The sequence below is a fragment of the Streptomyces sp. CAI-85 genome (assembly GCF_013363615.1).
Classification (GTDB): Bacteria; Actinomycetota; Actinomycetes; order Streptomycetales; family Streptomycetaceae; genus Streptomyces; species Streptomyces antibioticus_B.
Window position 1 is genome coordinate 343,455 of record NZ_JAANNX010000003.1, and the last position, 12,886, is coordinate 356,340.

The window sequence follows — 12,886 nt, forward strand, 5'->3', positions numbered from 1 at the left end:
ACACTCGTGAACCTGTCAGACAGCCAGACAGGTGTGTCGGGCCCGCGGCGCGTCAGCGCCATGGAAGCGGTCCTCACCCACCTGCGCGGCGCCATCGAGCGCGGCACCTACGCCATCGGGGACAAGCTCCCCTCCGAGGCGGAGCTGTGCCGCACCCTCGAGGTGTCCCGGCCCGTGCTGCGCGAGGCGCTGCGCGCCCTCCAGACCATGGGCCTGACCGTCGCCAAGACCGGCAAGGGCACGTTCGTGATCGCGAACACCGTGGAGGACCCGACCTTCGGCGACTACGCGGCCAGCGACCTGATGGAGGTGCGCCGCCACGTCGAGATCCCGGTCGCCGGATACGCGGCGCTCCGCCGCACCCCGGAGAACCTCGACCACCTCGCGCATCTGCTCGACCGCATGGAGCGGGAGACGGACACCACCGCGTGGGTCGCGATGGACACCCTCTTCCACCTGGCCGTCGCCGAGGCCGCCCAGAACCCGGTCTTCCGCCGGGTCATCGAGGAGATCCGGGACGCGCTGGCCCGCCAGTCCGCCTTCCTCACCGAACTGGGCGGCCGCCGCGAGCAGTCCAACCGCGAACACCGGGCGATCGTCGAGGCGCTGACCGACGGCTCCGAGGCCGACGCGGTCGCCGCGATGAGCCACCACCTCGACCGCGTCGAGACCACCCTCACCGACATCGTGCGCACCCCCGGCACGAGCACCACCCCCCACGGACACAGGCAATGATGTACGACAGCACCCTCGCCGACGCCCCCGCGATCCGCGAGCCCCTCCACGCGCCCGTCGCCCACCTCGTCCGCGGCGGGGTGACCGAGGGCATCCACTACGGCTCCGTCGTCGTCCTCGGCGAGCGCGGCGAGGTCCGGCTCCAGCTCGGCGACATCGAGGCCGCCTTCTATCCGCGCTCGGCGCTCAAGCCCGTCCAGGCCGTCGCCATGGTCCGCGCCGGGCTGCCCCTCGACGGCGAGCTGCTCTCCCTCGCCGCCGCCAGCCACTCCGGCGAGGACCACCACCTCGACGCGGCCCGCCGTATCCTCGCCCTGGCCGGCCTCACCGAGGACGACCTGCGCAACGTTCCCGACCTGCCGTACGGCGCCGCCCAGCGCGACGCGTGGATCCGCGCCGGCCGCCCCGCCTCCCGGCTCGCCCAGAACTGCTCCGGCAAGCACGCCGCCATGCTGTACACCTGCCGGCTCAACGGCTGGTCCCTGCACGACTACCTCGACCCGGCGCACCCGCTCCAGCAGGCGATCGCCGAGATCGTCGAGGACCTCACCGGGCAGCGGACGTCCCGGGTCACCGTCGACGGCTGCGGCGCCCCGCTCTTCGCGGTCTCCCTGCACGGCCTCGCCCGCGCCGCCGCCCGCATCACCACGGCGGCGCCCGGCACCCCCGAGGCCCGGGTCGCCGACGCGATGCGCGACCACGCCGAGACCGCCTCCGGCACCGGCCGGGACGTGGCCGCCCTGATGCGGGCCGTCCCCGGCCTGCTCGCCAAGGACGGCTTCGAGGGCGTCGAGGTCGCCGCCCTCCCGGACGGCCGCGCCGTCGCCGTCAAGATCTCCGACGGCGCGAACCGGGCCCGGATACCGGTCACCGCGGCCGCCCTCGTCCGGGCCGGCGTCGACCCGGCCCTCCTCACCGAGTTCGCCGGCGAGCCGCTGCTCGGCGGCGGCGCACCGGTCGGCGCGGTCCGCCCGGCCCGCACGCTGGACCCGGTCCCGGTCCCGGCCCCGGTACGGGCCTGCGCCTGAGGACAGCGGCCCACGGATCCCGGAGCGACCGGAGGCACAATGGTGATCATGGCAACGACGTCGTCCTTCGCCTTCCAGCCGGTCCTGGAGCGCATCGCCGAGGAACTGGAGCACACCCCCGGCCGCGGCCGCCCCGCCGACTACATCCCGGCACTGGCCGCCCGCGACCCTCGCCGCTTCGGCATGGCCGTCGCCGAACTGGACGGCACGGTGTACGGGGTGGGGGACTGGCGCGAGCCGTTCTCCACCCAGTCCATCACCAAGGTCTTCACCCTCGCCCTGGACCTGGCCCGCGAGGGCGACGCGCTGTGGGAGCACGTGGGCCGCGAGCCCTCCGGCAACCCCTTCAACTCGCTGGTGCAACTGGAGTACGAGCACGGCATCCCGCGCAACCCCTTCATCAACGCGGGCGCCCTCGTCGTCACCGACCGGCTGCACACCCGAACCGGCGACGCGTCCGGCGCGCTCCTCGACTTCCTGCGCACCGAGAGCGGCAACCCGGAGCTGACCTTCGACGAGGAGGTCGCCGCCTCCGAGACCGCGCACGGCGACCGCAATGCCGCGCTCGCCCACTTCATGGCCTCCTACGGCAACATCGGCAACCCCGTCCCCGGGCTGCTCGACCAGTACTTCCGGCAGTGCTCGCTCACCGCGTCCTGCGCCGACCTCGCCCTGGCCACCGGCTTCCTCGCCCGGCACGGCGTCCGTGCCGACGGCACCCGCCTCCTCACCCGCAGCCAGGCCAAGCAGGTCAACGCGGTGATGCTCACCTGCGGCACCTACGACGCGGCCGGCGACTTCGCCTACCGCGTCGGCCTGCCCGGCAAGAGCGGCGTAGGAGGCGGCATCATCGCCGTCGTCCCCGGCCGCTGCACCCTGTGCGTCTGGAGCCCCGGCCTCGACGAACGCGGCAACTCGGTGGCCGGGGTGGCGGCCCTGGACCGCTTCACGACGCTGACGGGTCTTTCGGTGTTCTGAGCCCGGGCCCTACCCACCGGTTAAATGCGTTGAGGGCACGGCGGCCGACCGGCGAAGATCCTCCGCATGTTCTCGCGCAGGAATCGCCGTCCGAAGTCCCCCGCCCTGCTCACGGCCTGGGAGTCGCTCGATTCGGGTGATGTGCCGGGCGCGCTGCGGCAGTTGCGCGGCGCAGCCGAGTCGGAGCCGCTCGCCGAGGTCGCCCTGGTCGTCGGACGGGCCGCGGCGGCGGCCGGGTTCGAGGACCTGGAGAAGGCCGGCACCGCGCTGGCCGCGTCCCCCGGGAAGCCGCAGCAGCTCTACGACTTCGGGTACGCGTGCGTGGAGCGCGGCGTCGCGTATCTCGCGATACCGGCCCTGCGCGAGGCCCTGCGCCTGGCGCCGGACTCCACCGCCGCGCTGCGCGAGCTGGTGTCGGCGTACGAGGACGAGGAGCGCCACCGCGAGGCGGTCGACGTGCTGTCCGCGCACGAGGACCGCCTCGCCGCCTGGCCCGACCGCTATCTGCTCGTCTTCAACGCGGTCCTCGCCGGCGACCTGGACCTCGCCCGCCGTCACCACGCGCTGCTGCCGGACCCGGACGACGCGATGTGGCGGCCCGCCCGCGACCGGCAGAACCGCGTCCTGGCCCGCGCCGACCACGCCGCGCCCGTCACCCCGCTGGACGGCACCGACCTGCGCGGCTGGCAGTTCGTCCTCGGCGGCACGATCCTGGGCACCCTCTCCCCGTACGGCTTCGACGCGGGCATGGCCGGGCGGTACGCCTGGATCCAGGACAGCCCCGAGCAGTGTCTGCGCGGCCTGCTGCGGCTGAAGGCGGTGCTGGAGGCCGCCGGGACCCGGCCCGCCTCGGTCTCCCTGCTCCCCGACCGGGGCAGCCGCATCCTGGGCCTGGCCGCCGCCGAGGTCCTCGGCCTGCCGGCCCTGCCCTTCGCCCCCGAGCGCCCCGACACCGTCGTCCTCGCCTACGACCTGAACGACACGCTCGCCGCCGAGGACGGGCCGACGGTGCTGAAGCACCTGCTGCACCGCACCCCCGGCCAGGTGCTCCACGAGCACGCGAGCTGCTGGACCGACACCCCGTCCGTCACCCCCGACAGCGTGACCCTGCTGCACCAGTCGGTCGTCGCGCCCTGGGCGCCCGGCCTGCGCGTGACCGCCGACGGCGGGGTGGAGCAGGGCGAGCCCGACGAGCGGCCCGAGGCGGAGATCGCCGCCGGCATCGTGGCCGCCGACCCCACGCCGGACGAGGGCGACGGGGAGACACCGGCCGACCCCGTCGAACGGCTCACGGACTTCGTCGCGGCGGTCCGCGACGGCTGGCTGAGCGGAGAACGGACCCGCGTCACCTCCGCGGGACCCGTGACCGGATCCCGGTTCCTCTGACCGACCCGGGCCCCACCCGCGGCCCGTCCCGCCACGCTCACCCGGCGGCCACGCGCAGGCCGCCGGGAGGCGGGCGGGACGTCGCTCCCCGGCCATCCGGCGGCGGCACGCTGGCGGCGTGTCGGTCATGGCTTTCCCCGTCGGTCTGCGCCGCTGCCAGGTGCTCGGTCTGGCCGGTACGTCCTGTCTCGCCCTGGGCGGCAGGACGGCCGGCGCGCTGCCCGCCCGTGAACTCCTCGCCCCGTCCTCGGCGCACGCCGTACTGGGCCTGGTCGGCGTCTACTTCGGGCTGGTGCTGCTCACCACGGCCTGGGTCCTGCTCGGCCGCCCGGTGCGCGGCGCCGAACCGCCCACCCCACGGGCGCTGATGCTCGTCCTCGCCGTCTGGGCGGCCCCGCTGCTGATCGCGCCGCCGCTGTTCAGCCGGGACGTCTACAGCTATCTCGCGCAGGGCGCCATGGTCGACGCGCACATCGACGTCTACGCCCACGGCCCGGCCCGGCTCGGCGGCCCGCTCGCCGACGAGGTCGCCCCGCTGTGGCGGCACACCGGCGCCCCCTACGGGCCCGTCTTCCTCGCCGTCGCCGCCGCCCTGTCCGGGCTGACCCACGGCGAACTGCCCGCCGGACTCCTCGGGATGCGGCTGGTCGCCCTGTGCGGGGTGGCGCTGATGGCGGCCGCGCTGCCCCGGCTGGCCCGGCACAGCGGCGCCGACCCCGCCGCCGCGCTGTGGCTCGGTGCCCTCAACCCGCTGGTCCTGCTGCATCTGGTGGCCGGCGCCCACAACGACGCCGTCATGCTGGGCCTGCTCGGCGTCGGCCTGGTCGCCGCGCTGGGCCGCCACCCGGTGCCGGCCACCGTGCTGGTCACCCTCGCCGCCCTGGTCAAGGTGCCGGCCGCGCTCGGCCTCGCCGCGGTCGTGGTGCTCCAACTGCGCGCGGGACGGCGCCCGTTGCCCGCCGTCCTGACGACCGGCGCGGTCTGCGCGGCCACCACGGTCGCCGCGACCGCCGTCGCGGGCACCGGCTACGGCTGGACCGCCGCCCTCGACACCCCGGTCTCCGCGCAGAACTGGGCCCTCACCAGCCTGCTCGGCCGCGCCACCGGCGCCCTCCTCGAACACGCGGGCAGCGATCTGGCGCCGCTCGCCGTCCCCGCCTGGCACGCCCTCGGGCTCGCCGTCGTCGGCGTCGCCCTGGTCGCCATATGGTGGCGGCTGCGGCCGAGGCCCGTGTACGCGCTGGGGCTCAGCCTGGCCGTCGTCGCCGCGTTCGGCCCCGCGATCCGCCCCTGGTACGCGCTGTGGGGGCTGTTCCTCATCGCCGCCGCGGCCCCCAGCACGGCGGTCCGGCCCCGGACGGCCGCCGTGGCCGCCGTCCTCGCCCTCGTCGTCCTGCCCGACGGCGACCCGGCCGACGCCGGACGGCTGCTCCTCGCGGTCTGCGGCGGCGCGCTCGCCGTGGTCGTCCTGTGGCAGGCCCGGCTCGCCGCCCACGCCCCCGGCACCCCCGGACGTACGGCATGAGGGCACCCGCCACGGACCGCGGCCGACTGCTGCTGCTGTGCCTGCTCGCCGGCGCCGTGACCGACTTCACCGCGACCGTGCCGCTCCTGCGCGACTGGTTCGACCTGCGCGTCTACCACGGCACGATCGACCACTGGATCCACCACGGCGGCCGCGTCTACGACTACCGGGTGCCCGGCACCCCCTACGGGTTCACCTACCCGCCGTTCGCGGCCGTCGCGATGCTGCCCATGGCACTCGTCGGCCTGCGCACCGCGATCATGGCCGCGCTGCTGCTCAACCTGGCGGCCCTCGCCGCGGTCGTGCGCATCCTGGCCGGACCGGTCCTGCGCCGCTACGGCTGGTACGGCGCCGCCCTCACCGCCTGCGCCCTCGCGCTGTTCGAACCGCTGCGGGACACCTTCAGCTTCGGCCAGGTGAATCTGGTCCTGCTCGCGCTGGTCCTGGCCGACTGTCTGCTGCTCGCGACCGGCCGGGAGCGCCTGGCCGGGATCGGGATCGGGCTGGCGGCGGCGGTCAAGCTCACCCCGGCGCTGTTCATCGCCCTGCTGTTCGTGGCCGGGCGCCGCCGCGCGGCCGCCGTCGCCACGGGCGTGGCCCTGGCGGCGACGGCGGCCGCCGCGCTGATCGCGCCCGACGCCTCACGCTTCTACTGGACCCGCGCGCTGTGGGACACGAGCCGGGTGGGCCGCCTCGACTACGTCTCCAACCAGTCGCTCCAGGGCGTCCTGGCCCGGCTCGGCGTGGAGAGCCGGGCGGTGTGGGCGCTGCTCGCCGTGCTGGTGCTCGCCGTGTGGGCGCGCCGGGCGCGGCGGGCGGCGGCCGCCGGGAACTGGCCGGCGGCCTTCGCGCTCACCGGCCTGACGGCGTGTCTGGTCAGCCCCGTCACCTGGGTGCACCACCTGGTGTGGCTGCTGCCGTCCCTCGCGCTGCTGCCCCGCGCCGGGCACCCGCGCGTGGCGGGTGCCCTGTACGGGGTGCTGTGCACCAGCGTGGTGTGGCTCTGGTTCGACGACGCCTCCGGCGTGGACGGCTTCCTCGGCTCGAACACCTACACCTGGATCACGCTGGGGCTGCTGCTGTGGCTGCCGGCCGGTCAGGAACCCTCCGGGCGGCGCACGATCAGCCGCAGCGCGAAGGCCGTCATGGCGGCGCCCAGCGCGGCGGCCCCCGCGACGGCGAGCGCCGCGGGCCAGCCGGGCGGCCGCAGGGCCGGCGCGGACACCTCGGCGGCCGCGGGGCCCGCCGCGGCGGCGGCCGGCGGCACGTCGGGTCCCGGCCTGGGCCGGGAGCGCAGCGCGTCCAGCGAGCCCACCGGATCGACCCGCCCGGCTGCCGCGAACCCCCAGTCCAGCAACGCGCGCGCCTCCTCGTAGACGGCGTGTCCGCCGCCCGAGCGCGGGTTCATCACCGTCACCACGAGGGTGCGCCCGCCCTGCCGGGCGGCGCTCACCAGGGTGTTGCCGGCCTCGGTGGTGTAGCCGTTCTTGATCCCGATGAGCCCCGGATACGGTTCGACGCCGTCCGCCCCGGTCAGCAGCCGGTTGGTGTTGAGGATCCCGTACGACCGCCCGTCGCCCGCGGGGAACTGCGCGTCGACCGTGGCGCAGTACCGGGCGAAGTCGGCGTTGCGCAGTCCGGCCCGGCCGAACACGGCGAGGTCGTACGCCGAGGACACCTGGCCGGGTGTGTCGTACCCGTCGGGGGAGCGCACATGGGTGTCCAGCGCGCCCAGCGCCCGCGCCTTGGCCTGCATCCGCGCGGCCGTCGTACGCCAGCCGCCGTTGAGGGCGGCCAGGACGTGCACGGCGTCGTTGCCGGAGTTCAGGAACACCCCGCGCCACAGGTCGGAGACCCGGTAGGTCTGCCCCTCGACGACACCGACGAGGCTGCTGCCGGCGCCGATGCCGCTCAGCTCCTCCTCGGTCACCCGGTGCCGGAGGCCGCCGGGCAGGGCCGGCAGCACGGTGAGGGCGAACAGGGTCTTGAGGGTGCTGGCGGGCGGGAGTCTGCGGTGGGCGTCCGACGCGGCGAGGACGTCACCGGTGCGGGCGTCGGCCACCAGCCAGGACCGTGCGGAGACGTCCGGGACCTCGGGCGCTCCCCGGTGCGGCCGGACCTGGGTGCCGGGCCGGTAGAGCAGGGCGGGCCGGGGGGCGCTCACGCGCGGCTCGCCGGGGCCGCCGGGCGCTCCGGGGTCCGTCCCGGCCGGGAGGGCCGCCGCGGCGGGGCCCAGCGTCAGGACACCGGCCGCGCAGAGGGCACAGGCCGACACAGCGGTGCGGGAAGAGAAGCCGATTTTCATATGATCAACGTAGAAATGAACCGGGTCTTCCCCGTGCTGCCCGTGCCGCATGCCGCGGCCGAGCACCCGGATGCCGCACGCCGATCCCGGCCGCGGGGGCCGTGGGGGCGGGCGGTCAGCCGACCGGCAGGGTCGGCTGCACCCGCCGCAGGAAGGTCGCGTTGTCCGGCGTCTCGCGCAGCCGTTCGAGGAGCGCCTCCAGCCCGCTGCGGCCGTCCCGGGGCGCGAGGGCGCGGCGCAGTCCGCGCACGGCGGCCGACTCGGCGGGGGAGAGGAGCAGCTCCTCGCGGCGGGTGCCGGAACCGGTGACGTCGACGGCCGGGAAGACCCGCCGGGAGGCCGGTTCACGGTCGAGCCGCAGCTCCATGTTGCCGGTGCTCTTCAGCTCCTCGAAGTAGAAGTCGTCGGCGCGCGAGCCGGTGTCGACCAGCGCGGTGGCGAGAACGGTCAGCGAACCGCCCTCCTCGGCCGCCCGCGCGGCCCCGAAGAACCGCTTGGGCCCGATCAGCGCGCTCGCGTCGACACCGCCGCTGAGGGTGCGGCCCCCGGCGGCGGCCGCGTTGTTGTGCGCCCGGCACAGCCGGGTCAGCGAGTCGAGCAGGATCACGACGTCCTCCCCGGCCTCGACGAGCCGCTTGGCGCGCTCGACGACGAGTTCGGCGAGGGCGATGTGCTGCCGGGGCGCCCGGTCGAAGGTCGAGGCGTACACCTCGCCGCGCACCGAGCGCCGCATGTCGGTGACCTCCTCGGGGCGTTCGTCGAGGAGCAGGACCATCAGCCGGGCCTCGGGGTGGTTCCCGGCGACGGCGGCGGCGAGCTGCTGGAGCAGGACGGTCTTGCCGGTCTTGGGCGGCGCCACGATCAGCCCGCGCTGGCCCTTGCCGACCGGTGCGATCAGGTCGACCAGCCGGCCCGCGAGCCCGGCGCCCGGATGCTCCAGACGCAGCCGGTGGTGCGGGTGCAGGGGGGTGAGGTCGTGGAAACGGCGGCGTCCGGCGTCGGGCGCCCGGCCCTCGACGCGGGCGACCTCGGTGAGGGCCCGCTGGGTGCCGCGCACCCCGTCGACCAGGTCGCCCTTGCGCAGTCCGTGACGGCGGATCAGCGCGGCCGGGACCTGGAGGTCGCCGGGCGTGGGCAGCAGGTCCGGGGCGCGCAGATGCCCCTTTCCGCTCGCGTCGATGTCGAGGACACCGGAGACGGCCCGGGCGGGGGTCTGTCGTACGGGAGGGTGTTCGAGTGTGGTGGTGGTCATGGTGGCCGGTCCTTTCGCGGACGGAGGGCATGAGACATACGGAGAGGGGGATACGGCCGCGGAGGGAGGGCGCGGGGCGCGCCTCGGGCGGCGGGAACACCACGTCGGCCATCGCGGGTGTCGCGGGGGAGAGGTGGTGCGGGACGGTCGCCGTACCGGCCGGGGAATGCGGCGGGTGACCGGGCGGACCGGAGAGGAAGTGCACCGGCGTCCAGACAGGGGACGTACACGAGTGCTGAATGCACTGTAGCACACGGGTTCGCCCGGCCCTGTCGTGCCGGTGCGGCGAACGGGCAGAATCGCACTCCGTACGGCGCCCTTTCCCCGCCCTCAAGGAGTCATCGGTGGACGACCGGACCGGCACGCCTCATCGTCTCGACCCGGCGGGCGGCTGCCCGCACGCCGCCAACGCGCGGCTGCTCGCAAGGGGTTCCGTCGCCCCCGTGCTGCTGCCCGGGGACATCGAGGGGATGGCCGTCCTCGGCCACGACGCCCTCAAGGAGTTCCTCTCCCACCCCGAAGTCGCCAAGAACGCACGCCACTTCACCGCCCTGGGCGAGGGTCGGATCGCCGAGGGATGGCCGCTGCTGACCTTCGCGACCGTACCGGGCATGACGACCGCCGACGGCGACGACCACCGCAGACTGCGCTCGCTCGTCAGCCGCGCGTTCACCGTCCGCCGGGTCGAGGAACTCCGGCCGCGCGTCGAGGAGTTGACGGACGCGCTGCTGGACGGCCTGGAACGGGCCGCCGAGGACGGGGGCGGGACCGCCGATCTGCGCCGGCACTTCGCGCTGCCCCTGCCGATGGGCGTGATCGGTGAACTCCTGGGCGTGGACGCCGGATACCGCGACCGGCTGCACCACCTCTCCAACCAGGTCGTCGCCACCGACATAGGACCCGAGCAGGTCGTCGCCGCCAACCGCGAACTCGTCGCGCTGCTCGGCGAGATCGCCGCCGCGAAGACCGCGCACCCCGGCGACGACCTCACCAGCGCCCTGATCGCCGCACGCGACGAGGACGGCGACCGGCTCGCCCCGCAGGAACTCGTCGGCACCCTGCTGCTCATGATCATCGCCGGGCACGAGACCACCCTCAACCTCATCACCAACGCCGTGCGCGCCCTGTGCGGCCACCGCGACCAGCTCGCGCTCGTGCGCAAGGGCGAGGCGAACTGGGCGGACGTGGTCGAGGAGACCCTGCGCTGGGACGCGCCCGTCAGCTACTTCCCGTTCCGCTACCCGGTGCGCGACCTCACGCTCGACGGCACGCTCATCCCCCGGGGCACCCCCGTCCTGGCCGGCTACTCCGCCGCGGGCCGCGACCCGGCCGCCCACGGCCCCGACGCCGACCGCTTCGACGTCACCCGCCCGGCCAGGACCGGCGCCGCCCGCACCCTCTCCCTCGGCCACGGCACCCACTACTGCCTCGGCGCCCCGCTCGCCCGGCTGGAGGCCACCGTCGCCCTGGAGCGCCTGTTCACCCGCTTCCCCCGCCTCGACCTCGCCACCCCCGAACCGGAACTCCCCCGCCACTCCAGCTTCGTCGGCAACAGCGTCCACGCCCTGCCGGTCCGCCCCGGCGCTCCCGCGCCGAAGGAGCCGTAGGAAGGGGCCGCAAAGCCCGGTCTTTCCCATGTTTATGACGGATGTCCCCGGAGCGTAACGATCCGTGACCTCATGGGACTTGACCTCCCTCTCTGCCTTATCGTCACGTCATGTCCACGCCGCCTCAGCCTCCGCAGCAACCCGAGCAGCCGTCCGAGGCGCCCGCCCCGCCGAGCGCCTACCCGTATCCGAACCCGCAGTCGCCCGCGCCCGGCGGCCCGGCAGGCTTTCCGCCCGCGCCGCAGTCGGGCCAGGCGCCGATCTACGCGCAGCCCACCCTGGTCGGTGTGCCGGCCCAGCAGGTCAACCCGTACGCCCAGCCGGGCCCCTACCCCGTGGTCGGCGTCCCGCCCACCGGTGGCAGCGGCGGCGGTGCGGGCCGGGCCGTCCTGTGGGCCGCCCTCGGTGCCGTGGTCGCCTCCGCCGCCTGGGCGGCCGGTGTCTTCGTGATCGGCGGCGCCGGGGACGACCCGGACCTGCGCGGCTACAAGGCGCCGGCCAACCTGTGCACCAGCGCGGACTACTCGTCGTTCAAGGACGAGTACCCGGAGCGGGACGGCACCCCGACCGACAACACGCTTGAGGACACCGCCCTCGACCAGGGCTATTGCAGCATCAGCCTGAAGAAGACCGGCTCCAGCTACGCCGACGCCTATCTCTCCGTCCAGCTCGACCTGCACAAGAAGACCGACCCGGGGCCGGAGTTCACGGCCCAGTGGAAGAACTACGACGACAGTCACGACGGTTACGACGTCGACACCGTCACCGGGATCGGCGACGAGGCGTACATCGTCAGCGAGGACACCACCAACGGCACCGACAGCGGCTCGCGTTACGCCACCCTCGCCGTCCGGGACGGCTGGGTGACGTACACGATGGGCTACAGCTCCTACCTGTCCTCCTACGACGACGACAAGGATCCGCCGGAGCTGGACGAGGTCATCGACTGGCTGAAGACCGACACCCGGACCACGCTCGAAGACCTCAAGGACTGACCCCGGTCCGCGGGCGGGCGGAGTGTCTCAGCGGTCGGCCGACCGCGCCTCCGCCTCCCGCGCGATCGCGTCGAAACGCGCGCCCATCGCCGCCGCCAGCGCCTGGAGACCCGACAACGGCCGTACCATCACCGTCAGTTCGTCGATCAGGCCGTGCTCGTTCAGATGGATGAAGTCGCAGCCGCTCAGCTCGCGCTCGCCCACCCGCGCCCGGAACACCAGCGCGTGGTCGCGGTCCTCGCCGCCGGACAGCTCACGCTCGTAGCGGAAGTCCTCGAAGACCTCCGAGACCGTGCGCAGGATCGCCGCGGTGATCGGCCGGCCCGCGTACGGCTTGAACACGGCCGGGCTGGTGAAGACCACGTCCTCGGCCAGCAGGGCTTCCACGGCGTCGAGATCGCCGGCCTCGACCGCCTCACGGAACGCGCGCATCGGATCACCTCATCATCTCATAGTCAATTTGTTGAGTAAGTGTGGATGACAATAATCATCGGCTGTTACGGTGTCCACATGTCCCTCAAGTACGCCGTCCTCGCCGCCCTCCTGGAGGGCGAGGCATCGGGCTACGAGCTGTCCAAGCTCTTCGACGTCTCGCTCGCCAACTTCTGGCCCGCGACCCCGCAGCAGCTCTACCGCGAACTGGAGCGGCTCGCCCAGGACGGACTGATCGAGGCACGCGTCGTCCAGCAGGAACGCCGGCCCAACAAGCGGATGTTCACCCTCACCGAGGCCGGCCGGGCGGACCTGGGCGGCTTCGCCGCGACCCCGCCGCGCCGGCCCACCGCCATCCGCGACGAACTCCTCATCAAGATCCAGGCGATGGACGGCACCGACCCCGCCGTCACCCGCGAGCTGATCGAGGAGCGGATGAGCTGGGCGCGGGGCAAGCTCGCCCGCTACGAACGGGTCCGCGAACGGCTCGTCGGGGACCGCGACGAGGAGACGTATCTGCGCGAGGCCGAGCGCGTCGGCCCCTACCTCACCCTGATGGCCGGCATCGCCTTCGAGGAGCAGAACCTGCGCTGGTGCGAGCGAGCCCTGGTCCTGCTGGAGCGGCGGACCACCGTAGGCTGAG

At 74.4% G+C, this 12,886-nt stretch carries 11 protein-coding genes and 1 pseudogene; 9 read left to right on the top strand and 3 right to left on the bottom strand.

The window, feature by feature from the left end:
• The first annotated feature begins 60 nt into the window (after positions 1-60).
• From G6W55_RS07130 to G6W55_RS39375, 6 genes are all read left to right on the top strand, one after another.
• On the top strand, positions 61-735 hold the full coding sequence (locus tag G6W55_RS07130) for a FadR/GntR family transcriptional regulator (RefSeq protein ID WP_175519974.1): 675 nt from the start codon (positions 61-63) through the stop codon (positions 733-735).
• A complete protein-coding gene (locus G6W55_RS07135) occupies positions 735-1,763 on the top strand; it encodes an asparaginase (RefSeq protein ID WP_175519925.1) in 1,029 nt (342 codons plus the stop codon). Before G6W55_RS07130 ends, G6W55_RS07135 begins: the two co-directional genes overlap by 1 nt.
• A 39-nt stretch (positions 1,764-1,802) precedes the next feature.
• Entirely contained in the window at positions 1,803-2,741 is a 939-nt protein-coding gene (locus G6W55_RS07140) for a glutaminase (RefSeq protein WP_175519926.1), read from the top strand.
• Between the two features lie 66 nt (positions 2,742-2,807).
• Positions 2,808-4,127, top strand: a complete 1,320-nt coding sequence (locus G6W55_RS07145) for a hypothetical protein (RefSeq protein WP_175519927.1) — start codon at positions 2,808-2,810, stop codon at positions 4,125-4,127.
• A 127-nt stretch (positions 4,128-4,254) separates the two neighbouring features.
• Positions 4,255-5,652, top strand: a complete 1,398-nt coding sequence (mptB, locus tag G6W55_RS07150; RefSeq protein ID WP_175519975.1) for a polyprenol phosphomannose-dependent alpha 1,6 mannosyltransferase MptB — start codon at positions 4,255-4,257, stop codon at positions 5,650-5,652.
• Complete coding sequence (locus tag G6W55_RS39375) at positions 5,649-7,028, top strand: glycosyltransferase family 87 protein (RefSeq protein WP_175519928.1); 1,380 nt, start codon at positions 5,649-5,651, stop codon at positions 7,026-7,028. Before mptB ends, G6W55_RS39375 begins: the two co-directional genes overlap by 4 nt.
• 83 nt (positions 7,029-7,111) lie before the next feature.
• On the opposite strand, the pseudogene G6W55_RS07160 reads toward G6W55_RS39375, so the two are convergent.
• Positions 7,112-8,008, bottom strand: a pseudogene (locus G6W55_RS07160) (D-alanyl-D-alanine carboxypeptidase family protein); the annotation flags it as partial.
• 64 nt (positions 8,009-8,072) lie between these two features.
• Positions 8,073-9,209: a transcription termination factor Rho gene (gene rho, locus G6W55_RS07165; protein WP_175519929.1), complete on the bottom strand. Its 1,137-nt coding sequence runs from the start codon at positions 9,207-9,209 to the stop codon at positions 8,073-8,075.
• Between the two features lie 344 nt (positions 9,210-9,553).
• On the opposite strand from rho, the gene G6W55_RS07170 reads away from it, so the two are divergent.
• Together G6W55_RS07170 and G6W55_RS07175 are read left to right on the top strand one after the other, a co-directional pair.
• The gene (locus G6W55_RS07170; protein ID WP_309243651.1) at positions 9,554-10,816 is read left to right on the top strand and encodes a cytochrome P450; all 1,263 of its coding nucleotides are present in this window, start codon (positions 9,554-9,556) and stop codon (positions 10,814-10,816) included.
• A 110-nt stretch (positions 10,817-10,926) separates the two neighbouring features.
• The gene (locus G6W55_RS07175) at positions 10,927-11,811 is read left to right on the top strand and encodes a hypothetical protein (RefSeq protein WP_175519931.1); all 885 of its coding nucleotides are present in this window, start codon (positions 10,927-10,929) and stop codon (positions 11,809-11,811) included.
• A gap of 27 nt (positions 11,812-11,838) precedes the next feature.
• Here G6W55_RS07175 and G6W55_RS07180 read toward each other — a convergent pair whose 3' ends face one another.
• Positions 11,839-12,243, bottom strand: coding sequence for a nuclear transport factor 2 family protein (locus tag G6W55_RS07180; RefSeq protein ID WP_175519932.1), 405 nt, complete (start codon positions 12,241-12,243; stop codon positions 11,839-11,841).
• Between the two features lie 78 nt (positions 12,244-12,321).
• Here G6W55_RS07180 and G6W55_RS07185 point away from each other — a divergent pair, with 78 nt between their 5' ends.
• Positions 12,322-12,885 carry a PadR family transcriptional regulator gene (locus tag G6W55_RS07185; RefSeq protein WP_175519933.1) on the top strand — a complete coding sequence of 188 codons (564 nt, stop codon included), beginning with the start codon at positions 12,322-12,324 and terminating at the stop codon, positions 12,883-12,885.
• Position 12,886 lies beyond the last annotated feature (1 nt).